Source organism: Capnocytophaga sputigena (assembly GCF_900446695.1).
Taxonomy (GTDB): domain Bacteria; phylum Bacteroidota; class Bacteroidia; order Flavobacteriales; family Flavobacteriaceae; genus Capnocytophaga; species Capnocytophaga sputigena.
The window spans coordinates 254,358-276,853 of record NZ_UAVP01000003.1; the positions used below are offsets into that span (position 1 = coordinate 254,358).

19 protein-coding genes are annotated in these 22,496 nt (G+C 38.3%); 5 read left to right on the forward strand and 14 right to left on the reverse strand.

Going from position 1 to position 22,496, the window contains the following annotated elements; all coding sequences use genetic code 11:
* Together DR017_RS01390 and DR017_RS01395 are read right to left on the reverse strand one after the other, a co-directional pair.
* Window positions 1-684 carry a hypothetical protein gene (locus tag DR017_RS01390; protein ID WP_002681504.1) on the reverse strand — a complete coding sequence of 228 codons (684 nt, stop codon included), beginning with the start codon at window positions 682-684 and terminating at the stop codon, window positions 1-3.
* Window positions 685-744: 60 nt separating this feature from the next.
* Entirely contained in the window at window positions 745-1,992 is a 1,248-nt protein-coding gene (locus tag DR017_RS01395) for an ABC transporter permease (RefSeq protein ID WP_002681509.1), read from the reverse strand.
* A gap of 224 nt (window positions 1,993-2,216) precedes the next feature.
* Here DR017_RS01395 and purH point away from each other — a divergent pair, with 224 nt between their 5' ends.
* Window positions 2,217-3,749: a bifunctional phosphoribosylaminoimidazolecarboxamide formyltransferase/IMP cyclohydrolase gene (gene purH, locus DR017_RS01400; protein ID WP_002681510.1), complete on the forward strand. Its 1,533-nt coding sequence runs from the start codon at window positions 2,217-2,219 to the stop codon at window positions 3,747-3,749.
* 22 nt (window positions 3,750-3,771) lie between these two features.
* Window positions 3,772-4,509, forward strand: a complete 738-nt coding sequence (locus DR017_RS01405) for an MlaE family ABC transporter permease (protein WP_040361783.1) — start codon at window positions 3,772-3,774, stop codon at window positions 4,507-4,509.
* A gap of 59 nt (window positions 4,510-4,568) precedes the next feature.
* On the opposite strand, the gene DR017_RS01410 is transcribed toward DR017_RS01405, so the two are convergent.
* The 12 genes from DR017_RS01410 to DR017_RS01465 all read right to left on the reverse strand — a co-directional run bounded on the left by DR017_RS01410 (window position 4,569) and on the right by DR017_RS01465 (window position 18,161).
* Window positions 4,569-5,192 (reverse strand): L-threonylcarbamoyladenylate synthase, encoded by a 624-nt coding sequence (locus DR017_RS01410; RefSeq protein ID WP_040361957.1) that lies wholly within the window; start codon window positions 5,190-5,192, stop codon window positions 4,569-4,571.
* A 4-nt stretch (window positions 5,193-5,196) separates the two neighbouring features.
* A complete protein-coding gene (locus DR017_RS01415) occupies window positions 5,197-5,622 on the reverse strand; it encodes a PaaI family thioesterase (RefSeq protein ID WP_002682070.1) in 426 nt (141 codons plus the stop codon).
* 15 nt (window positions 5,623-5,637) lie between these two features.
* Entirely contained in the window at window positions 5,638-7,680 is a 2,043-nt protein-coding gene (locus tag DR017_RS01420) for a M3 family metallopeptidase (RefSeq protein ID WP_002682067.1), read from the reverse strand.
* Window positions 7,681-7,766: 86 nt separating this feature from the next.
* Window positions 7,767-10,526 (reverse strand): sodium-translocating pyrophosphatase, encoded by a 2,760-nt coding sequence (locus tag DR017_RS01425; protein ID WP_002682059.1) that lies wholly within the window; start codon window positions 10,524-10,526, stop codon window positions 7,767-7,769.
* Window positions 10,527-10,642: 116 nt separating this feature from the next.
* Window positions 10,643-11,134, reverse strand: a complete 492-nt coding sequence (locus DR017_RS01430; RefSeq protein WP_002682056.1) for an SMI1/KNR4 family protein — start codon at window positions 11,132-11,134, stop codon at window positions 10,643-10,645.
* Window positions 11,135-11,239: 105 nt separating this feature from the next.
* Window positions 11,240-11,548: an Imm45 family immunity protein gene (gene imm45, locus DR017_RS01435; RefSeq protein WP_198400978.1), complete on the reverse strand. Its 309-nt coding sequence runs from the start codon at window positions 11,546-11,548 to the stop codon at window positions 11,240-11,242.
* A 17-nt stretch (window positions 11,549-11,565) separates the two neighbouring features.
* Window positions 11,566-12,792: a sodium/glutamate symporter gene (gene gltS / locus DR017_RS01440; protein WP_002682072.1), complete on the reverse strand. Its 1,227-nt coding sequence runs from the start codon at window positions 12,790-12,792 to the stop codon at window positions 11,566-11,568.
* Between the two features lie 105 nt (window positions 12,793-12,897).
* Window positions 12,898-13,617, reverse strand: coding sequence for a YebC/PmpR family DNA-binding transcriptional regulator (locus tag DR017_RS01445; protein ID WP_002682057.1), 720 nt, complete (start codon window positions 13,615-13,617; stop codon window positions 12,898-12,900).
* A 30-nt stretch (window positions 13,618-13,647) separates the two neighbouring features.
* A complete protein-coding gene (locus DR017_RS01450) occupies window positions 13,648-14,712 on the reverse strand; it encodes a CapA family protein (protein WP_002682076.1) in 1,065 nt (354 codons plus the stop codon).
* 12 nt (window positions 14,713-14,724) lie between these two features.
* Complete coding sequence (locus DR017_RS01455; protein WP_002682061.1) at window positions 14,725-15,375, reverse strand: phosphatidylserine decarboxylase family protein; 651 nt, start codon at window positions 15,373-15,375, stop codon at window positions 14,725-14,727.
* 78 nt (window positions 15,376-15,453) lie between these two features.
* Window positions 15,454-16,494, reverse strand: a complete 1,041-nt coding sequence (locus DR017_RS01460; RefSeq protein ID WP_002682063.1) for an OmpA family protein — start codon at window positions 16,492-16,494, stop codon at window positions 15,454-15,456.
* A 2-nt stretch (window positions 16,495-16,496) separates the two neighbouring features.
* Entirely contained in the window at window positions 16,497-18,161 is a 1,665-nt protein-coding gene (locus DR017_RS01465; protein WP_002682074.1) for an outer membrane beta-barrel protein, read from the reverse strand.
* A 196-nt stretch (window positions 18,162-18,357) separates the two neighbouring features.
* On the opposite strand from DR017_RS01465, the gene DR017_RS01470 reads away from it, so the two are divergent.
* The 3 genes from DR017_RS01470 to DR017_RS01480 all read left to right on the forward strand — a co-directional run bounded on the left by DR017_RS01470 (window position 18,358) and on the right by DR017_RS01480 (window position 22,470).
* Window positions 18,358-19,719 (forward strand): TlpA family protein disulfide reductase, encoded by a 1,362-nt coding sequence (locus DR017_RS01470; RefSeq protein WP_002682068.1) that lies wholly within the window; start codon window positions 18,358-18,360, stop codon window positions 19,717-19,719.
* Between the two features lie 101 nt (window positions 19,720-19,820).
* Window positions 19,821-21,089 (forward strand): M16 family metallopeptidase, encoded by a 1,269-nt coding sequence (locus DR017_RS01475; RefSeq protein ID WP_040361950.1) that lies wholly within the window; start codon window positions 19,821-19,823, stop codon window positions 21,087-21,089.
* Between the two features lie 10 nt (window positions 21,090-21,099).
* Window positions 21,100-22,470 carry a M16 family metallopeptidase gene (locus DR017_RS01480; RefSeq protein WP_040361947.1) on the forward strand — a complete coding sequence of 457 codons (1,371 nt, stop codon included), beginning with the start codon at window positions 21,100-21,102 and terminating at the stop codon, window positions 22,468-22,470.
* Window positions 22,471-22,496: the final 26 nt, after the last annotated feature.

A 22,496-nucleotide genomic window follows, 5' to 3' on the forward strand; every position in this document is an offset into this window, starting at 1 on the left:
TTATTGTTGTTTTTTCTGTTCTTTAGCACGTTGTTTTAAGTCTTTTTCAGTAAAGTAATAAACTGTTACTTTATCTTTATAATATTCCTCTCGCAGGTAGTAATAGGTATTGGTTTTCAAGTCTTTGACAAGGTAAAGAGTACTAAAATCATTTGGGTATCCTTTGAGGATTTCGTAAGAGATAAGGTGAAAGAGTTTGCGTACAAGTTTTCCAATGCGCTCGTCCTTAGGTACATCACTTTTCAGTTGGAAAGAAGGATTGGGCGATTTACCATTTCGGCTATATATTTTCATAAAGCGTGCTAAAGCCTCTGCATTTTTAGCCTTTTGTTTATCGGTAATGAGGTTTCCTGTACTTTTGATAAGATAAAATTCATCATTAGATACTTTATGAATGTAGTAACTGCCAATAGCTACCTTCAGATAGTTTTCTCCCACCATTTGGTATTGACCATCATAATGATCTTTATCTATTATACAAGGTGGAAAAAAAGTACTATCAGGGCGAAATAGAATCGTATTATCAGCTACACAAGGATTTTTCTGGCGTGGTTTTTTTAGAAAATAAACATCCGTTACATCGGGGAATTCTCCTAAAAAATTATCAATATCCCAATCCTTGCCTATAAACTCTTGAGCTGAGAGATAGGTGATGGAAAATAAAGCGATTAAGAGTGTTTTCATTTTTAGATTTTTTAGTAATCAAAATTTGTAATACAAAATGCTCATCGTGCCACGACTGTACTATGACCCCGTGCGAATGGCTTCTACAGGATTGAGTCGTGCTGCTGACGAAGCAGGAATGATGCCCGAAAGCAAGCCCACCACAAACGAGATACTCAAACCTATGGCTACATTTTTAAACGATAGTATAAAAGTAAAACCTTCTTCACTACTCGGGATTACAAAGGTGAGCAACCATACGAATAGCAACCCAAAAAGTCCGCCGATAATCGCCAAAAGTACTGCTTCAAACAAAAACTGAAACAAAATAAACTGATTTTTAGCGCCTAACGACTTTTGTACCCCGATGAGGTTTGTGCGTTCTTTCACACTCACAAACATAATGTTGGCAATCCCAAAGCCACCTACCAAAATAGAAAAGCCCCCAATAATCCAGCCTACTACATTCATCATTCCAATAGTTTCGTCTATCATATCAGTAAACGATGAGATTTTGTTGAGGAAAAAATTATCGATATCCTCAGGTTTGAGTCCGCGATAAGTACGAAATTTCTGGCGCAATACGGCTTCATATTCTGCCATATCCACTCCTTTTTTAGGTTTGAGTACGACCCCACTGGGCATCCCTTGCGGACCTGTATTCATAAAACTGCGGACGAAATTAGCTGTTACATAGGCATTATTATCAGGACCTCCCCCTAATTCTCCGTATTTTTTTAGTACCCCAATAACCGTGAGTCGCCTGCCAAATACGCGTATTTCTTTATCAAGAGGATCTTCTTCTCCAAAGAGTTGTTCGGCAGCTTCATAGCCTAATATCGTTACTGCCGTTCCTGCATTGGCTTCCGCATCGTTGTAAAAACGCCCTTTGCCCATACGAATGTCGCTAATCTGTTCCACCCCTGCTGAGGTAGCCTGCACAGACATTGAGGGAATAGTTTTACCGCCGTACTTCACCGCCGAATTGAGACCGAATAACTCGTACACCACTGCTTCGGTATTAGGTAATTCACGTTTGAGAAATTCGTATTCCTGATAAGTAACTTGTGGAAAGCTGAGGCGTTGCCATTGAGGCACAGACGAGGGGGCAAAAGAATATTTAGAAAGGTTAATCATATTCTTATCCAAACCCGAAAGACTCTCCTGAATGCTCCTATTGAGTGAATCAACCGCTGCTAACACCGAGATAATAGAAAAGATACCCACCGTTACACCTAATAGCGATAGGAAAGTGCGGAGCTTGTTGTCGCGCAGTGACTTGATAGCAAAGTTAAAACTCTCTTTTAATAGTTGTAGATAAATGAACATATCGTATTTTTTACATTAATTTCTAAATGTCTTGTCTTTCAATAGAGGAATAGGAGCGTATAAAACTGCTTTTTTCATAGGATATAGGATTGATTTTAGAATTTGCCAATTTGCTAATTTGTTAATTAGCAAATTGGCTCATTAACAAATTTTAATCTCTTTTGTTTGCTTTGTATTGGTAAAAAGTACTATTTTTGTAGCCAAAAATAAAACTTTTTTTTCAAATGAGCACTACAAAACAAGCAAAATCTGCTTTAATATCTGTTTTTGACAAGACAGGATTAGAACCTATCATTCACAGAATGAAAACTTTAGGCATTACCATCTACTCTACTGGGGGTACTGAAGATTTTATCAAAAAATTAGGCGTAGAGGTAATTCCTGTGGAAAGTATTACTGATTATCCCTCTATTTTTGGAGGACGTGTGAAAACACTTCACCCTAAAATTTTTGGAGGCATCCTCAACCGTCAGGACAATGTGCAGGATACTGAAGAAATGAAACAATACGCTATCCCTCAAATTGATATAGTGATTGTAGATTTATATCCTTTTGAAAAAACAGTGGCAAGCGGTGCTAATGAACAAGAGATTATTGAAAAAATTGATATAGGTGGTATTTCGCTCATCCGCGCTGCTGCTAAAAACTATAAAGATGTGCTTTGTGTAGCCTCAGTTGATGAATACAATGACCTTTTGCAGATTTTAGACGAACAACACGGCAGCACTACTTTAGAACAGCGCCGCCACTTTGCTGCTAAAGCCTTCCGCGTATCGTCTCACTACGATACTGCTATCTTCAACTACTTCAACCAAACCGAAGAAATTCCTACTTTAGCTATCAACGAGTGCCACGGACAAGTGTTGCGCTATGGCGAAAACCCTCACCAAAAAGGAGAATTTTACGGTAATTTCGATACCCTTTTCGATAAATTACACGGCAAAGAGCTCTCGTATAATAACTTGTTAGATGTAGATGCTGCTGTAAATCTAATGGCTGAATTTGTAGGCGATGATCCTACTTTTGCTATACTAAAACACAACAATGCTTGTGGCGTAGCAACTCGCAAAACGATACACGAAGCCTATAAAGATGCGCTCGCAGGCGACCCTGTTTCAGCTTTTGGAGGCATTCTTATTTCTAATACAAAAATCGATTCGGCTACTGCAGAAACCATTCACTCACTGTTCTTTGAGGTAATCATTGCACCTTCTTATAGCGATGAAGCTCTAAAAATACTCGAACAGAAGAAAAATCGTATTATTTTAGTACAGAAGAAAGCCAAAATGCCTACAACAAGTGTGCGTTCGTGTCTCAATGGCTATTTGGTGCAGGAAAAAGACCTCAAAACCGATAGCATAGCCGATGTACAATATGTAACTGCTGTTAAACCTTCAGCTGAAGTGCTCGACGACCTTTTCTTCGCTTCTAAAATATGTAAAAACACCAAATCGAATACCATTGTATTAGTTAAAAACAAACAGCTCATCGCCAGCGGTACAGGACAAACCAGCCGTGTTGATGCGCTCAAACAAGCTATCGAAAAGGCTAAAGAATTCAAATTTGATCTCAACAATGCCGTAATGGCAAGTGATGCCTTCTTCCCCTTCCCCGATTGCGTGGAAATAGCTCACAACGAAGGTATTCGCTCAGTAATACAACCTGGTGGCTCTATTAAAGATCAAGCCAGTATCGACTACTGTGATGCTCACCAAATGGGAATGGTATTCACAGGAATACGACACTTTAAACACTAATTAAACGCTATTTAAACAACGTATGAAACACATTGCAGCCGTAGGAGGCTATTTTATAATGCTTTATGATGTCTTTCGCAAACGCACCCGCTGGTCGATTACTAAAGACCTCATATTGCGTGAGATAGACGACCTCATCTTTGGATCTATAGGTATCGTAGCTTTTATCTCTTTCTTCGTGGGAGGGGTAGTAGCTGTACAAACTGCTTTGAATATCGACAATCCATTTATACCTAAATACCTCATAGGTTTTGCTACTCGCCAATCTATTGTATTGGAGTTTGCGCCTACCTTTACAGCAGTAATTTTAGCAGGGAAAATCGGTTCGTTTATCACTTCCAGCATAGGTACAATGCGCGTAACCGAACAGATTGACGCCCTTGATATTATGGGGGTAAACTCGGTGAATTATTTGATATTCCCCAAAATAGTAGCCCTAATGTTAATGCCTTTCCTCATCGCCTTAGGTATGTACTTAGGGGTATTAGGAGGTTGGGCTTCTGCGGTGATGAGTGGCTATACCACCTCTGCCGAATTTGTACAAGGAGTGCAATACGACTTCAAACCTTATAGTATGGTGTATGCCTTCACTAAAACAATAGTTTTTGCATTTTTCTTGGCTACTATTCCGTCCTATCACGGTTATTATATGAAGGGAGGCGCTTTAGATGTTGGAAAAGCTAGTACGGTTTCATTTGTATGGACAAGTATAGTGATTATCCTTGCTAACTCAGTGCTTACACAATTGTTCTACGCTTAGTTTGATCAAGATAATAACAAAAAATCCAGTATAGTGAGTTACTATACTGGATTTTTTGTTTAGTAAATAATATCAACATCTCCTTTGCCTTCCCGCAGCACAACAGGTGCATTGCCTGAGAGGTCTATGACAGTGGAGGCTACATTGTCGCCATAACCACCATCAATAACGATATCTACACGGTTTTGCCATTTCTCGAAGATAAGCTCCGGGTCGGTGGTGTACTCAATCACATCATCATCGTCGTAGATAGAGGTAGAGACTATAGGGTTACCTAACTTTTCTACAATAGTACGCGCAATAGTGTTATCGGGGACACGTATCCCTACGGTTTTCTTCTTTTTAAAATCCTTAGGAAGATTGTTATTTCCTTGCATTATAAAGGTATAAGGACCTGGTAAAGCGCGTTTCAACAGTTTGAAAGTGCTCGTATCTATCTGTTTTACATAGTCAGATAGATTTTTTAAATCGGAGCATACAAATGAAAAGTTTGCTTTTTCGAGTTTTACTCCTTTGATGCGAGCAATTTTCTCAAGGGCTTTGGTATTGGTAATATCACAGCCCAAACCGTAAACGGTATCAGTAGGATAGATAATGAGTCCGCCGTGGCGAAGCACTTCCACTACCTTAGCAATCTCCTTTTCGTTGGGATTTTCGTTGTATAATTTAATAAAATCAGCCATTGTTCTAAATATTAGGGGTAATTCTAATAGTGGTGAATTTGCAATAAGAAATCAGTTTTTCCTCCTGATTTGTTACTTTTATTTCCCAAAGTTGGAGCGTACGTCCTGCATTCACACATACAGCTTTAGCGTAAAGGGTATCCCCTACTCTACCTGCTCTCAAGTGATTAGCACTGAGTTCAATACCTCGAATCTGTTCATCATCATTACGGTAAAGTAAGTACGCTCCTATGCTACCTGCTGTTTCAGCTAAAGCTAAAGTAGCCCCTCCGTGTAACACCCCATCTACCTGAGTAACTTTCTCGGTAACAGGCATCGTTATAGTAACACTATCTTCGGTTACTTCGGAAATTTCCATTTGCCAATCGCGCATCAAGTTGTTTGGAGGTAACGCCTGCCACTTCTGTAGTAAAGTTTCTTTGTTAAGCATAGCATATCCTTTTTGTTACTTCAACCCACGTGCTTTAAGTAGTGGCTCAATAGCAGGAGCTTTCCCTCTAAAGGCTAAATACATTTTTTCGTAATCCATTGTATTGCCTTTGGAGAGTATCAAATCTCTGAAACGTTGTCCATTAGCACGAGTAAGTCCTCCGTTTTCTTCAAACCATTGGTAGGCATCGTGGCAAAGCATTTCTGTCCATTGGTAAGAGTAATAGCCTGCTCCATAGCCTCCGCCAAAAATATGAGCAAAGTAAGACGAACGATATCTCGGAGGTACTTCTTTCACCCATAAGCCTGTTCTTTCAAGGGCTTTCTTCTCAAAATCACTTACATTATTGATGATAGTATCCGAAGGAATAGTATGCCATTGCAAGTCTAAATTGGCAGCAGCCAAAACTTCAGTAAAGGCATAGCCCTCATTGAAGGTACTCGCTTTTTTTATCTTATCAATAAGAGCTTGTGGAATAGGTTGTTTGGTCTCGTAATGTACTGCATAGTTTTTAAGAATATCAGGATACAAAGCCCAATGCTCATTGAATTGTGAAGGAAACTCCACAAAATCGCGTGCTACTGCTGTTCCTGATAAACTCGCATACTGTTGATTCGCAAAGAAACCGTGCAATGCGTGACCAAACTCGTGGAAGAGCGTAGTAAGTTCGTCGTAAGTAAGTAAAGCAGGTTTACCTTCGGCAGGTTTTACATAGTTGCACACATTGTAAATAACAGGTTTAGTGCCTAATAACTTCGATTGGTTTACAAAGTTGCTCATCCACGCACCACCGCGTTTGCTTTCACGAGCAAAGAAATCGCCATAGAAAAGTCCTAATGGCGTACCATCTTCTTCAAAAAGTTCATACACCAATACATCGGGGTGATATACGGGTATATCTTTGCGTTCTTTAAAGGTAATGCCATAAAGTTTGGTAGCTGCATAGAATACACCATTTTCAAGAGCATTTTTCAATTCGAAATAAGGTTTGATTTCGTTCTCATCGAGGTCGTATTTAGCTTTGCGAACTTGTTCGGCATAGAAATTCCAATCGTAAGGCTCTAAAGTAAAATTACCTCCCGTTTTGGCGATTTGTGCTTGTATTTCTTTAGCTTCTACTTTGGCTTTACCTACTGAAGCAGGCACTAAATCTTTAAAGAATTGAGCAATAGCAGCAGGAGTTTTAGCCATAGTGCGTTGCAAGCTCCATTCGGCATAGTTTTTAAAGCCCAAGAGTTCAGCTTTTTTAGCACGCAGTAAAGCAATGCGTTTTAGGATATCATTGGTATTATGAGCTCCCCCATCAGTACGATTCCAGCTTGCTTCAAACAATTGTTTACGAGCGTTGCGGTCGGGTAATTCACTAAGGAGCGGTTGCTGAGTAGTATTCACAATTGCTACTTTTTGACCATTGATAGTTTGAGCGGCTGCCAATGAGCCTTCTAAAAGCGTTTGGTTGAAATCAGTTTCTAAAGAAGCTAACTCACTATTGTACTTTTTAAGAGTTTCTTTATCTGTAGCTGATAGGTTAGCACCCGCTACTACAAAATCTTCATAGTAATTTTCTAACAATTTAAGCGATTCAGCATCTAATTTCAAGCTCTCACGTTTATCGTATAAGGCTTTGATACGCGCAAAGAGTTTTTCATTCAGGTGAATACCATCGGCGTGTTCTGCAAACTTAGGTGATAATTCTTTTTGTAATACTTTTAAGGTATCATTAGTATTTGCCTCAGTTAAAGCATTGAATACCGCTGAAGCACGCTCTAATTCTACCCCACTTTTTTCCAAAGCAATTATAGTATTCTCAAAAGTAGGAGTTTCGTTGCTATTAGCGATAGCTGCAATACGTTCGTTTTGCAAAGCCATTCCTTTGAGTAAGGCGGGACGGTAATGCTCGTCTTTAATCTTTGAGAAGTCGGGAGCACCATAAGGCAAAGTGCTTTCTACCAATAGCGGATTGTTCTCTGTTTTTTCTGTCATTTTTGAAGTCTTTGAATCGTTGCAGCCTACCAAAGCAGTGAGCAATATAGCTGCTGAAAATAAAGGTAATTTCATAGTTTTTAGGTGATTATAAAAAGGGTGTTCGAGGAAAAAATTTCCTCAAACACCCCTTTTGAGGTTATATAGTAACTAAAATACTGTTATTTAGCAGTCAAACGTATGTCAATACGTCTGTTTTTAGCTTTGCACTCATCGGTGTCGTTAGCAGGACAAACAGGGTGTTCTTGACCATAACCTTGAGCACTCAATTGTGCTTTGTTAGCTCCCAATGCCACCAATTTGTTTAACACTGAATTAGCACGTCTTTCTGAAAGTTTTAAATTACCTTCGGCACTACCTGTATTATCGGTATAACCTCCTAAACGGATAGCAGCTTTAGGATAGGCTTTCAAAATAGCTACAATGTTCTTTAATTGTTGTTCAGAACCTTCAGTAAGTTCATCACTACCTGTTTTGAAGTAAGTTCTATCCAAAGTAATCCAATTATCTTTGAATTGTTCTGGAGTAGTGAGGCTTTTATCTTCTATTAATTTTACAAGATGAGCTTCAGATGAATTTTTACCTACTTCTAACATTGTATTGTCAAAAAGGCTCAATTGAAATAAATCACCTACATTGTACTCAAAGTTACCATCGGCGTTAAGTTTACCTTCTTCAATAACAACTACTTCGTCTACAGGCATCATTTCCTCACCTTCACCTTGACGGATTTGAGCTTCTATAGGAGTTCCTGAAGCATCAGCAGTATGTCCACCCAAGATAGGAGCGATTACTAAACCTACCAAGCAAGTGAGTTTGATAAGGATATTCATTGAAGGACCTGAAGTATCTTTGAATGGGTCACCTACAGTATCACCAGTAACGGCTGCTTTATGAGCGTCAGAACCTTTGTAAGTCATTTGTCCGTTGATTTCAACACCTGCTTCAAATGATTTCTTAGCATTGTCCCAAGCACCACCAGCGTTGTTTTGGAAGATAGCCCATACAACTCCTGATACAGCTACACCAGCCATATAAGCGCCAAGAGCTTCAGCACCCATCACAAAACCGATGATAATAGGAGTGATGATAGTAATTGCACCAGGTAACATCATTTCGCGTAAAGCAGCTTTAGTAGAAATATCTACACATCTGCCATACTCTGGAGTACCTTTACCTTCCATAATACCAGGGATTTCGCGGAATTGGCGACGTACTTCGTTCACCATATCCATAGCAGCTTTCCCTACTGATTGCATTGCCAAGGCTGAGAAGATTACTGGAATCATACCTCCGATAAACAAAGCAGCTAATACATTCGCTTTGAAAATATTGATACCAGAAATACCTGTAAAGGTTACATAAGCAGCAAATAAAGCTAAAGCAGTAAGTGCAGCTGATGCAATCGCAAATCCTTTACCTACCGCAGCAGTAGTATTACCTACTGAGTCTAAAATATCAGTACGTTGACGCACTTCTTTTGGCAATTCACTCATTTCGGCTACACCACCAGCGTTATCGGCAATAGGACCGAAAGCATCAATAGCCAATTGCATAGCAGTAGTTGCCATCATTGCTGATGCGGCAATCGCTACACCATAGAAACCAGCTAAAGAGTAAGAACCCCAAATAGCCACAGCAAAAAGCAATACAGAACCAAAGGTAGATTTCATACCAGTAGCTAAACCTGCAATAATATTGGTAGCAGCTCCAGTAGATGAATTGCGTACGATATTCAATACCGGTTTTTTACCCAAAGCTGTAAAATGTTCAGTAATAGCTGAAATGAGTAAGCCTACTGCCAAACCTACGATAGTTGCGTAGAATACATTGATACTTGCGATTTCTTTTACTCCTTCACCAAAGAAACTCATTTGGATAGTTTCGGGCAACATATATTTGATAAGGAAATAGCAAGCTACTAAAGTAAGTGCTAAAGCTACATAGTTACCTGTATTTAGTGAACTTTGTACTTGTTTTTCTTTAGCGTCGTTGTTTTTGATACCTACACAGAAAGTACCAATAATTGAAGCAATGATACCTACACCAGCAATTACTAACGGCAATAAGATAGGTCCTAAACCACCGAAAGCATCGGTGAAAGCACCACCATTGGCAGTTGCTATATCTTTAATCACATAGTTACCCAATACCATTGAAGCAAGTACAGTAGCCACATACGAACCAAACAAGTCAGCACCCATACCAGCCACGTCACCTACGTTATCACCTACGTTATCGGCAATAGTAGCAGGGTTACGAGGGTCGTCTTCAGGGATACCAGCTTCTACTTTACCTACGAGGTCAGCTCCTACATCGGCAGCTTTGGTGTAAATACCACCACCTACACGAGCAAAGAGCGCGATAGACTCAGCACCAAGTGAGAAACCAGCTAAGGCTTCGAGTACAAGAGTCATTTCGTCGTAGAAAGGTTTGCCTCCTCCTACAAAAGTGTTTACAAAAAGAATGAAGAACAAGCTCAAGCCCAATACAGCTAAACCTGCTACTCCTAATCCCATTACAGTACCACCTCCAAAGGATACTTTCAAAGCTTTTGGCAAGCTAGTGCGAGCCGCTTCGGTAGTGCGTACATTAGCATTGGTAGCAATACGCATCCCGATATTTCCCGCTAAGGCAGAGAAGAAAGCTCCACACACAAAAGCTACTACAATAAGCCAGTGAGAAGTTTCTACCATACGAGAAACAATAAATAGAGCAATAGAAGCAATAATCACAAAAATACCCAAAATGCGGTACTCAGCATTGAGGAATGCCATTGCCCCTTCTTTGATACTTTTGGAAATACTTTGCATTCGCTCATTGCCTGTGGTTTGTTTGTTCACCCACGAAGCCTTCACAATCATAAAGATAAGTCCAAGAATAGCAAGGACTAACGGTAAATATAACATCATTTTATCCATACAAATATTAGTAATTAGTTAAATTTAGGGCGTAAAAGTACGAAAGATAATTGTAACGAAAAAATAATAGTTAAAAAAATATTAATTTTTAGAAGATAGTAATTAGAAGATAGGAGTTAGAATGCAGTACAATTGTTAATATATTGTTGTTTAAATTCAGAAAAAGAAGAGGCTATAAGTTCTGTTTCTTCATATATTGGCTCATATCCGCGATAAATATTGCCTAAATTATGTTTAGCAATTCCTATAGCCAGATATTCATACCCATTTTTAACTGAGATAAGAAAAGGCAAATGAGCTTTCCAAAACTCACTTACCTTATTTCTTTCGTTGTCATTTTCTGCATATTCTAAGCTCTGTTTTTCAAACTCATTCCAAGCAAAAGCAGATTCATCAGTATTTTGGTAATCTTTAGCTGATAGAAACCATACTGTATCTTCTTGATTAGCACACACACTGAACAAGTTTATAAATTCTTGAAATTCTTTGGGAGTATATTGCATTCTTCCATTAGCTATATCTTCCACGCGAAAATTATCAGGTAATTTATCTGTGGAAATATTCCATTGTAATGCTTTTAATGCTTCTAAAAAAAGTATATTTTCCATTTTTTTAATCTAACCAATCCCAAATTTTATGAATTAAATCATTATCTATTTCCTCTCCTATCAATATTTCTTTTTGAATATTATCTTTAATAGAGAGTTCAAAACTTATTTAAAAGAAAACATTTCGGTATTCTCACAGATATAAACATCTTTTAGTTGGCAATCTATATAGCCCCATTTTTGCCAATTGTCCTTTAGCCAATCTGCTCTTAGTCCGAATTTGTAACCTTCTGGTATAGATTCTTTAGGGAAAAGCACGTAAGTTAATCCTGCTTTATACCCTGAGATTACCATTAAACCGTAACTATCACCTAATTCACACAATAGAAAATATACAACTTCTTCATAAGGATATATTCCTTTACATTTAAATATAGTTCCTCTTGGAATAGATGTTTCTGTATAATCTATCAATTTTTTCATTATAACAACTATTGTAAGAAACCTATAAAAGTGGTCAAAATAAAGGCGTTGATAAAATCTATAAAGAATGCTCCTACCATTGGTACAATTAAAAAGGCTTTGTGTGAAGATCCAAAACGCTCAGTAACTGACTGCATATTAGCCACTGCTGTAGGGGTAGCACCTAAACCAAAACCACAATGCCCTGCACAGAGTACCGCTGCATCATAATCAGAGCCCATCAGGCGAAAAGTTACAAAATAAGCATACGTACACATTACAAAGGTTTGTACGACTAAGATAATGAACATTGGCACGGCTATGTCTAACAACGTCCAAAGTTTTAGGTTTAAGAGGGCAATCCCTAAAAACAGACTTAATGAGGCATTGCCAAATACATCAATAGCACGATCGAACATATTCACTTTGAAGGCGTTGGTGAGTATATTGCGTAAGAGCACCCCAAAGAATAAAGCCCATACAAATTGTGGAATAGTAAGTTTTTCAGGTAACCAAGCTGTTACGGTAGGAGAAACCATAATAGCTGAAAACGACAAACAAGCGGCAAAAAGCGCCATTGTTTCTATTGCTGATTTTGAAGTAATCAAGCGTTGTTTACCTGCATTTTCAAAAACTTCTACTACAGTATCCACAACATTGTCATTCTGTTTTTCTACAGGTTTTTTTCCTAAATTGTTCACCAATTTGCGTGCTACAGGACCTCCTATGAGTCCACCGAGTACTAACCCGAAAGTAGCTGAAGCCATACCGAGACTTGTAGCCCCTTCAATATGATATTTAGTTTCTAAAATCTTGCCCCACGCTCCTGCTGTTCCGTGTCCACCTGTAAGTGTGATAGAACCTGTAATCAATCCCATAATAGGATTTTGTCCCAATACGCTTGCCAAACCTACCCCTACAGAATTTTGCACTACAATAAACAGCGCTACTACTCCTAAGAAAATGATAAGTCCTTTACCACCAGCTTTTAGTCGGGAGAAATCGGCACTGAGCCCAATAGAAGAGAAGAAAAAGAGCATAAAAGCATCTTGTAGGTTTGTATTGAAGTCCAATGAAATCTCGTATTTGATATACAACAGATAGATAACAACAGCCGCCAAAAGTCCACCAGCTACAGGTTCAGGGATATTGAAGTCGCGTAAGAGTTTTATTTTTGTTACTAACAAACGTCCTACCAACAATACAAGGGTAGCGATAATCAGGGTGTAATAAGGGTCGATGATAATGGTATTCATTACTGTTAGGGTTAAAAAGTTTTTGTTTTTTATTAGCAAGCATTCCCACCTTCTTAAAAATAGAAAAGGGTGGGAATGATAAGTTTAGAGTTTAAATTTACAAGATTATTCTTCCGATTCTTTCATAGTGTGATACACATTCTGCACATCTTCGTCTTCTTCGATTTTTTCCAAAAGTTTCTCTACATCAGCCTGTTCTTCAGGGGTGAGTTCTTTGGTTACTTGTGGAATGCGTTCAAATCCTGAAGATAAGATTTCAATACCTCGGCTTTCCAATTCTTTTTGGATAGCTCCAAAACTCTCAAAAGGTGCATAGATAAGGATACCATCTTCATCTACAAACACTTCTTCAGCTCCAAAATCTATCATTTCGAGTTCCAACTCTTCAGGATCTATACCTGTAGCATTGATACGGAAGTTACAAGTGTGGTCGAACATAAATTCTACAGAACCTGAGGTACCTAAAGTACCATTACACTTATTGAAGTAACTGCGGATATTAGCCACAGTGCGGTTATTGTTGTCGGTTGCAGTCTCGATAAGTACAGCGATACCGTGGGGGGCATAGCCTTCAAAAAGTACTTCTTTATAGTTAGCAGTATCTTTTTCGCTTGCTTTTTTGATAGCACGCTCAATATTTTCTTTGGGCATATTGGCGGCTTTGGCATTTTGTATTACGGCACGCAAACGCGAGTTACTTTCGGGGTGAGGACCACCTTCTTTCACTGCCATTACGATGTCTTTCCCTATGCGGGTAAATGTCTTTGCCATTGCAGCCCAACGTTTAAATTTACGGGCTTTTCTAAATTCAAATGCTCTTCCCATTTATATTACTTAGTTTTTAGTTATTAGTCGTTAGTTAGTTACAGTTTTCAGTTGTATTTTATCGTTTTCAAAGTGCAAGGGAGTTTCAGGAAAATCAAGTTTGGTAAGGCGTTTCATCTCTTCAAATACCTTACAATCATCATCGAGTAACAATCCATTGGCTTTGGTTTGTTTTACAGAGAGTACATCGGCATATAGAAAGTCACCTTTGCGATTGATTTTGATGTTTAACAAAGGAGCTATGCCATTAGTTCCTTGCAAGCTAAAACGTCCATAGGTATTGAAATTTCCCATACTATAAGCGATAAACTTACCGTTGTACACTTCTACAGCACGTGTTACGTGAGGTCCGTGTCCTAATACAACATCAGCACCTGCATCGATTACTGAGTGCGCAAATTTATAGACATTTCCTCTGTTTTCACCAAAGAAAATTTCATTAGCGCGTGGTACACGGGTACTTTTAGAGCCTTCAGCCCCTCCGTGAAACGATACAATCACAATATCTACTTGAGGGCGTAATTCTTTTACTAAATTAGTAGCTTGGTCGATATTATTCACCGATAACATATTGCTATTAGGCGAGAAAGCACAAAAACCGTATTTCACCCCATCTTTCTCAAATATAACCGATTTATTTTCTACGGGTCCTGCGTGATATATACCTACTTCATCTAATATTTTAGCAGTATTGCGTCGTCCTTTTTCTCCAAAGTCATTAGCGTGGTTATTGGCAGTACTCATCAGGTTAAAACCTGCCTCTTTGATAATTTTGCCATAGCGGTCGGGCATCCGGAAAGCATAACAAGTACCTTCAGCTGAGTTTTTGCATTTATCAGAAGTTCCACTATCAAGAATTGCTCCTTCTAAATTGCCGAATACAATATCACCTTTTAGATAAGGTTTTACGTATTTAAAACTCTCAACAGCATCATCTTTGGGGAGATATCCGTCAGGAAAACCTGAACCTATCATCACATCACCTACTGCTACTATACTGAGGGTATCCTTAGTTGTTGTAACTGTAAGACTATCTGTTTGAGCAGAAGCATAAGAACTTGCGATGAGTGCTATTGAAAAGATATATTTTTTCATAGTAGAATAGCTTTATTTTTCAGCAATTACTTGCACGCCTCCTTTTACCTTATCGCCCAATTTTACTTTTACTTTAGTTCCCAAAGGTAAATACACATCTACACGCGACCCAAATTTAATAAATCCAGCGTCTTCTCCTTGTATAGCAGTATCGCCTACTTTAGCGTAATTTACAATGCGTTTTGCCAAGGCTCCTGCTATTTGTCGGTATAACACTTCGCCAAACACTGGATTATCTACCACTATAGTAGTACGTTCGTTTTCTTCGGAAGCCTTAGGATGCCACGCTACTAAGTACTTCCCTGGGTGATACTCACTATAAGTAACTTTACCTCCTAATGCATAACGAGTTACGTGCACATTGATAGGCGACATAAAAATGGATACCTGCAAGCGCTTATCTTTGAAATACTCTTTTTCAAACACTTCTTCTATCACCACCACCTTGCCATCTACGGGGGCTATAATATATTGGTCGTTTCGAGGTGTTACGCGTTTAGGATTTCTAAAAAACTGTAAAATAGCTATAAGAAATATAATAGCCAAGAGTTGTATACCTTTCTTAAGCCATAGTATATCAACAAAATAATGCGCTATTAGCGATACTCCTATCACTATAAATAGCGTTACGAGAATAATCTTAAAACCTTCTTTATGAAACATTATTATTTATTTTAGGGGGCAAAGATAAGAAAAAATTGACAATTAGCAATTATCAATTACTAATTGTCAATCAAATGGCTAATAGCTATGAATAACAACTCTTAGCTCTACACGTCTTGCTTCAGCTGGAGTAACTTGTGGGTCAATTCCTTTAAAAGCAGTTAATATACGTTCGCTACTTATTCCTTTAGCTTTTAATATTTGAGCTACATTTACAGCACGTTGCATCGACAATACATTGTTATATGCAACACTTCCTACCTCACTTGCGTACCCTTCTAAGAGTATTGATAACTCGGGATGTGTTTTTAGCATTGTTACCATCTCATCTATAGTAGTAGGGTCGTAAGTTAAGGGCTCTGACTTGTTATTGGCAAAATAAAGCACAGCTTTTTTATGTCCATACGCAGCTAATAACTGCTCCAATTCACTTCGCCTTTCAGCCGAAATTTGCATAGGTACTCCTGTAGCTGTCACATTTTGGACTACTATAGGAGTTTGAGATGCTGTTGTAGGTGTAACTGTTGTTGCACGTGCATTTTTTGTAGCTATTCCTACTCCCGTATTGGCAGCTAAAGCCGCTAAGAGCAATTGTTGCTGTTTGCGTAACTGATCTACACTTTTCGACAATTGTGCCACCTGTTGTGCGATAGCAGTAGTACTACTTCTTGTTTGAGATACTGCCATAGGAGCCACTGTAGTGCGAGGCATTACACGAGAGGTTGTAGTACTTGCTGTGCGAGGTATTGCAGTGTTACGTGCGATAGCAGTGTTGGTAGCTGTACGCGCAATAGCTGTATTAGTTGCCGTACGTGCTACTGCAGTATTACTCGCTGTTCCTACTACTATTGTTGGGCTTTTGGTAGCAAATTTACTTTCTTCAGTTACTGCCGAAGTGTAAGGCATCTCTTTTTGTTTATATTTTACAGCCGATAGCATACTGTCCAACTCCTTATCTCTGAGATTGGTGAGTTCTGCTCTCCCTATTTGTTCTAATAGATATTGCAGTTCATCTACGGTCATTACTATCTCTGTTTTTGTTTTATTAGGGACTACTTGTGCATACATACTATGTACACACAATAATAGCCCCCCTATAATGCAATAGATATACTTCATAGTTATTTTGATGCAGGTATTTCTATTTTCTCTTCTTGAATTTCACCTTTTGAATCTTGCATTTCCAAAAGAAGTTTTTCCAATCGGTCGATACGTTGTTCAGGACTTTTTACTTCTCCTTCTCTAATGCGTTTTACTACATCATTTATTAGCTGTTGTAGTTCTTCAGGAGTCATACGCACTAAGCGCACTTGCTCTGAAGCTGGATAAGGCAAACGCTCAGCTACATAGGTGTTTCTAAGATTTTCCCACTGTTGTTTTTCTTTTAACAAACGGTTAGCATTTGCTGTATCACCATTTTGGTAAGCCATTTGTAGTTGTTTTTCAGTAGCGGTTATCTGGCTGTTGTAGTAAGCTAAGTTTCGTTTTTCAGGAGAAACAGTAGACGCAACATTTGTTGTAGTTGTAGGGGTAGCAACCCAAACTTTAGCAGCTTCAGCTGCGCCTAATTCTTGTTCATACAATTCTTTTTCTACTGATTTAGCCAACTTAATTCTTACCCCTGCATTATAAAATACATTGCTTTGCAATTTATGTACTGAACTCAAGGCAGAAGATACATCTTCATTACGAGTAGTATACATCAAATTAGCTACCCCAAAAAGCTCAACACGTTTTCCTAAAGGTATTGCTAACCCTACACCTCCTTTGGCAAAAATACCTGAGGTATTGGTATTGCTAACTACCTTGCCTACATAGTCATCGCCTACTTTCATATAGCCCACACCTATTTGCAAATAAGGAACTACTCCTTTGGCTACATTCAATCGGGCTAAGAAATCTCCCCCATATATAGATAGTTTATCAAACTCAGCAGAGAATTTCTCATCTTTCATAGCACGGTGATAGTAACCTCTAACACCTATGTACTCAGTGAAATCTACTCCCAATGCCAAACCTCCAAAATAAGCATCGCGCAAATTGCTGTCATCGCTGAAGTTTAAGTAACCCAAAGTAGGTTCTATCACTACTTTAAAACCTTTTAGACTTGTATATACTTGGTCTAACTCGGTTAATTCATTAGGATTGCGACCTCCTAAGTAAAGTTGTAAACCAGCACCTACACTCCAGAGCAAATGACTTTTATCTTCTACATTATTGTTTATCCAACTATTGTAAGCCGATGTGTTAGCTTCTGTTGGTTTATAAAGTATATTTCTAGAGTCTAATGAAAAGTGAGTAGCTTTGGCTTCAATATTCAAAGTAAGACGGCGGGCAAGATTAAATTTAGAACCTATCCCTAAACCAAAATACACTTGATTTTGACTCAAATCATTAGCTTTGATAGTTTGCACACCTGAACCTAAAGTAACATAAGGCTGAAAAGAATAAGCCATTGGGATATTGCCTTTTAGCTCTCCACCCCAGCGATATATAGATACATCTTTAGCTTCAAATACATTGCTAATAGCAGCAGGAGCATCATAACCATCAAGAGTTGATTTCAACCCTATTGAATGTTTATAAGAACCTAATAGTTCTAAATTTCTACCAAAACCAAAACCTACATAACCTCCTGCCATAAAGCCATTAGTTACAGCTGTTTTCTTTGGAAACCACACATAGTCAGCAGTAGGTGCTACTGCAAAACTAATGTCCTTTACTTGTGCAACAGCCGAAACTGATAAAAGCACGAAAGCGGTAACGCTTAAAAAAGTTTTTCTCATTTCTTTTAAATAATTTTTATAGTATGTTTTTTAGTTATAAAACCTAATTTTTAAATTTAGGTTAATTCTCAATTGCAAAAGTACAAACTAATTATTTAATGAACAAATTTTCAAACTCTTAATTTGAAAAATATTTTGCTATTCAAAAAAAACTTCGTACTTTCGCAACCTAATTAATTTATTTCATCAAATCGCAATGAAAAAACTATTTATTTTGTCGTTAGCCTCTTTAGGCTTTGTAGCTTGTGGTGAACGAGCTGATTACATCGTGCTATCTGGTAAAATTGATAGCTATAACGGTCTGCCTCTGAAAATTACAGGAGGTGATTTCAAGTCCGATTTACATATCAATCAAGACGGGACTTTCCGCGATACTTTGAAAGTAGATACTAACTACTTCTATTACACTATTGGTAACCCTATGTACGGTGTTCAAGTGCCTGTTTATTTGGAAAAAGGAAAAGAAACAGCTGTGAATATCAACCTCAACAGCAATCCTATTGCAGCCACTTTCACTGGAGCTAATGTAGATATCAATAACTATTTACAAAAGAAAAATGCTCTTTACTTTCAAGTGCAAAACGGATTGGAAAAAACTTTTGCTCAAAAACCTGAAGACTTCAAAAAGAGTATCATAGCAATAGGACAACAATACCTCAACCTTCTCAATGGTGAAAAAGAACTCTCTAAAAAATTCTTAACTACAGAAGCTAAAGCCATCAATTATGAATTGCTTTATATGAAAAGCCTTTATGAGGGTGCTCACCAAGAACTTACTGGTGAAGAGGTAAAACTTCCTAAAGAAATAGCTGATGAATTGGCTCGTGTGGACTACGATCTCTCTCAAGACTTTGACATCTATGGTTATTACAAAGCTTTAGTTATAAGTAAGTTCTATGAAAAATACCAAAGTGCCAAAGAGAATGAAAATCCTTGGGATAAAGTTATCAAACACTTTGATACTCTCAAATCTGAAAACATCAAAAAAAGTCTTTCTCGTTCACTTATCAGCGGTATTTCAGTAGCAAATACTCCAGAAAACAACAAAAAACTCGCTGAAATAGTAAAAGCTAATGTGAAAGATGCTGAAGGTGTTGCAGAAATTAACAAACGCTTGGCTAACCTCGAACGCCTAAAAGATGGTAATCCTTTTCCTGCTTTTGAAGCGCAAGATATACAAGGCAATACTGTTAGTTCTGAAAGCCTCAAAGGCAAATTACTTTACATTGATATTTGGGCTACTTGGTGTTTACCTTGCCGTAAAGAAATACCTGCACTCAAAGCACTACAAGAAGAGTACAAAGATAAAGATATCACTTTCGTAAGTCTTTCTGTTGATGATGATAAAGAGGCTTGGAAAAATGCAGTAACCACTGAAAAATTAACTGGTGTACAATTGCACAAAAATGTACAAATGTCACCTGATTTTGCAGAAAACTACGACCTTACAGGTATTCCACGTTTTATCTTGGTAAGCAAAGACGGAAAACTTATCAGTATCAATGCTCCTCGCCCTTCTGAGGCTAAGATAAAAGAACTTATCAACGCAAATCTATAACAGAGACTTTTTTCATATTGATTGATAACTTTGCTAAGGCTATAAAAGGCTTTAGCAAAGTTTTTTTCTGATTAACTCATTGACAAATTCACAAATTAACTATGGCTCAATCTCTCATATTTGAAGAATACGACCTCCCTAATGGACTACACGTGATTCTTCACCCTAATAATGCCGCCCCTGTGGTAACTATAGGGGTAATGTATCACGTAGGTGCTAAAGACGAAGACCCTACCCGTACTGGCTTTGCCCACTTTTTTGAACATCTCCTCTTTGAAGGCACTCAAAATATTTCACGTGGCAAATGGTTTGATATTGTATCAGCAAATGGCGGGCATAACAATGCCTTTACAACACAAGATAAAACGTATTACTACGAAGTTTTCCCTTCTAATAACCTGCAATTAGGCTTGTGGATGGAAGCTGAACGTATGCTTCACCCCGTTATCAATGAGATTGGGGTAAGTACTCAAAATTCAGTAGTAAAAGAAGAGAAAAACCAACGTATAGACAATGCACCATACGGCAGAATAATGTATCGTTCAGCTATCAATCCTTACCTTTTTAAAAAACACCCCTACTCCGGCACAGTGATTGGTGAAGTAGAGCATTTAGATGCTGCCAGCTTAGAAGAATTCATCGCTTTCAAAAAGAAATTCTACAATCCTAACAATGCGGTATTAGTAGTAGCTGGCGATTTTGATACCCCAACTACCAAAGAATGGATAGAGCAATACTTCGCAACAATTCCTAATACGGGCAATGTGATACAACGCACAAAAATAGAAGAAGCTCCTATCACTGAAACTATTGAGGTAACCGAATATGACCCTAACATTCAAATTCCTCTCAAACTATATGCCTATCGCACTCCTGCAATGACGGACAAAGATTCGTATACTATTGACCTGCTTTCTAATATCCTTACCGATGGCAAAAGTGCTCGTCTGTACAAAAAAATGATTGACGAACACCAAACAGCTTTACAGGTATTGGCATTTTCGGATGCTCAAGAAGATTATGGCGTTTATATAATGGGAGCGCTCCCTATGGACGGGGTGAGTTTAGAAACTTTAGCACAAGAAATGGATGAGGAAATTGAAAGACTACAAACTGAACTCATCAGTGAACGAGAATACGAAAAGTTACAGAACCAAATAGAGGCTAACTTTGTGGCTCAAAACAGCAATATGGAAGGAATTGCCCTCTCTTTAGCTGATAACTATACTTTCTATAAAGATACAAACCTCATCAACAAAGCAATAGACCACTACCGTGCTATTACTCGTGAGGATATTAGAGAGGCTGCTCGCAAGTATTTAGACAAAAAACAACGTTTAGACCTCAATTATTTACCTTCAGTTCAATAAGTAAACAAAAATGACACATATAGACCGCTCTATACAACCTACCCCAGGAGCTGCTCCTATTATCAATTTAGGAACTCCTATTACACATAGTTTTCCGAACGGACTCACATTATTGATAGTAGAAAACCACCAACTTCCTCAAGTAGGCATCCGTCTCTCTTTAGACGAATGTCCAGAATTAGAAAAAGAAAAAAAAGGAATTTCCGACCTTATTTCACTAATGGCGGGCAATGGCTCTACCTCTATCAATAAAGATGATTTTAACGAGGAAATAGATTATCTCGCTGCAACACTATCTATAGCTCCTAATGGTGCATACGCTCAAGTACTCTCTAAATATTTCCCGCGAGTATTAGCGCTCATTGCTGATGCAGCCCTGCACCCTAACTTCACTGAGGAGGATATGGAAAAAGAAAAAGCACGCATTATCCAAAGTATCCGTGCTAACGAAAGCAATGCTGAGGTGATTATGAAACGCGTACGGCAAACCTTGCGCTACACTACGGCTCACCCTTACGGCGAATACATTACTGAAGCCCAGATTGCTGCCCTCACCTTAGACGATGTAACCAACTATTACCGCAAGCGTTTTGTGCCTAACAATGCCTATTTAGTAGTTACGGGTGATGTAAACCCCGAAGAAGTAATTACTTTAGTAAACCAACATTTCGCTGATTGGCAACCTTATTCAGAAGAAACTCCTGCTTTATATATCCCTGAGAATGTGAGTGAAACGCAAATTAACTTTATAGATTTGCCCAGCGCAGTACAATCGGAAATACAAGTTACAAACCTCATCGACCTCAAGATGTCTCACCCTGATTACTTCCCTCTATTAGTAGCCAACAGTATTTTAGGTGGAGATTTTGGTAGTTATATCAATATGAATTTGCGCGAAGAACACGGCTATACTTACGGAGCTTTTTCTACTTTCAAAACCGATAAATGGACAAAAGGTAGTTTCAGCATCAAAACCAAAGTAGGCAACGCAGTAACAGCGCCTGCTATTAGCGAGATACTCAAAGAAGTAAAACGCATACAAACTACTATAGTGAGTGAAGAGAAGTTAGCACAAGCCAAAGCACAGTATTTAGGTCAGTTTGTATTAGCTACTGAACGCCCACAGACGATTGCCAATTACGCTATCAATATAAAAGTGCGCAACCTACCCGAAGATTTTTACAAAAACTATATCGCCAAGATTAATGCAGTAACTAAAGAAGATGTACAACGAGTTGCTAATAGTTATTTTCTATTAAAAAACTTCAGAATCATCATCGTAGGCAAAGGTAGTGACATAGCTGATGAACTTAAAAACATCAACTTCGATGGAAAGAAAATTCCTATGAAGGAGTTTGACAGCTATGGAAATGAGAAGTGAGAAGTGAAAAGTAAAAAAGGCTTTGC

Coding starts and splice junctions, on each gene's coding strand:
- DR017_RS01390 (WP_002681504.1), bottom strand. CDS start 684: ATGAAAACACTCTTAATCGCTTTATTTTCCATCACCTATCTCTCAGCT.
- DR017_RS01395 (WP_002681509.1), bottom strand. CDS start 1,992: ATGTTCATTTATCTACAACTATTAAAAGAGAGTTTTAACTTTGCTATC.
- purH (WP_002681510.1), top strand. CDS start 2,217: ATGAGCACTACAAAACAAGCAAAATCTGCTTTAATATCTGTTTTTGAC.
- DR017_RS01405 (WP_040361783.1), top strand. CDS start 3,772: ATGAAACACATTGCAGCCGTAGGAGGCTATTTTATAATGCTTTATGAT.
- DR017_RS01410 (WP_040361957.1), bottom strand. CDS start 5,192: ATGGCTGATTTTATTAAATTATACAACGAAAATCCCAACGAAAAGGAG.
- DR017_RS01415 (WP_002682070.1), bottom strand. CDS start 5,622: ATGCTTAACAAAGAAACTTTACTACAGAAGTGGCAGGCGTTACCTCCA.
- DR017_RS01420 (WP_002682067.1), bottom strand. CDS start 7,680: ATGAAATTACCTTTATTTTCAGCAGCTATATTGCTCACTGCTTTGGTA.
- DR017_RS01425 (WP_002682059.1), bottom strand. CDS start 10,526: ATGGATAAAATGATGTTATATTTACCGTTAGTCCTTGCTATTCTTGGA.
- DR017_RS01430 (WP_002682056.1), bottom strand. CDS start 11,134: ATGGAAAATATACTTTTTTTAGAAGCATTAAAAGCATTACAATGGAAT.
- gltS (WP_002682072.1), bottom strand. CDS start 12,792: ATGAATACCATTATCATCGACCCTTATTACACCCTGATTATCGCTACC.
- DR017_RS01445 (WP_002682057.1), bottom strand. CDS start 13,617: ATGGGAAGAGCATTTGAATTTAGAAAAGCCCGTAAATTTAAACGTTGG.
- DR017_RS01450 (WP_002682076.1), bottom strand. CDS start 14,712: ATGAAAAAATATATCTTTTCAATAGCACTCATCGCAAGTTCTTATGCT.
- DR017_RS01455 (WP_002682061.1), bottom strand. CDS start 15,375: ATGTTTCATAAAGAAGGTTTTAAGATTATTCTCGTAACGCTATTTATA.
- DR017_RS01460 (WP_002682063.1), bottom strand. CDS start 16,494: ATGAAGTATATCTATTGCATTATAGGGGGGCTATTATTGTGTGTACAT.
- DR017_RS01465 (WP_002682074.1), bottom strand. CDS start 18,161: ATGAGAAAAACTTTTTTAAGCGTTACCGCTTTCGTGCTTTTATCAGTT.
- DR017_RS01470 (WP_002682068.1), top strand. CDS start 18,358: ATGAAAAAACTATTTATTTTGTCGTTAGCCTCTTTAGGCTTTGTAGCT.
- DR017_RS01475 (WP_040361950.1), top strand. CDS start 19,821: ATGGCTCAATCTCTCATATTTGAAGAATACGACCTCCCTAATGGACTA.
- DR017_RS01480 (WP_040361947.1), top strand. CDS start 21,100: ATGACACATATAGACCGCTCTATACAACCTACCCCAGGAGCTGCTCCT.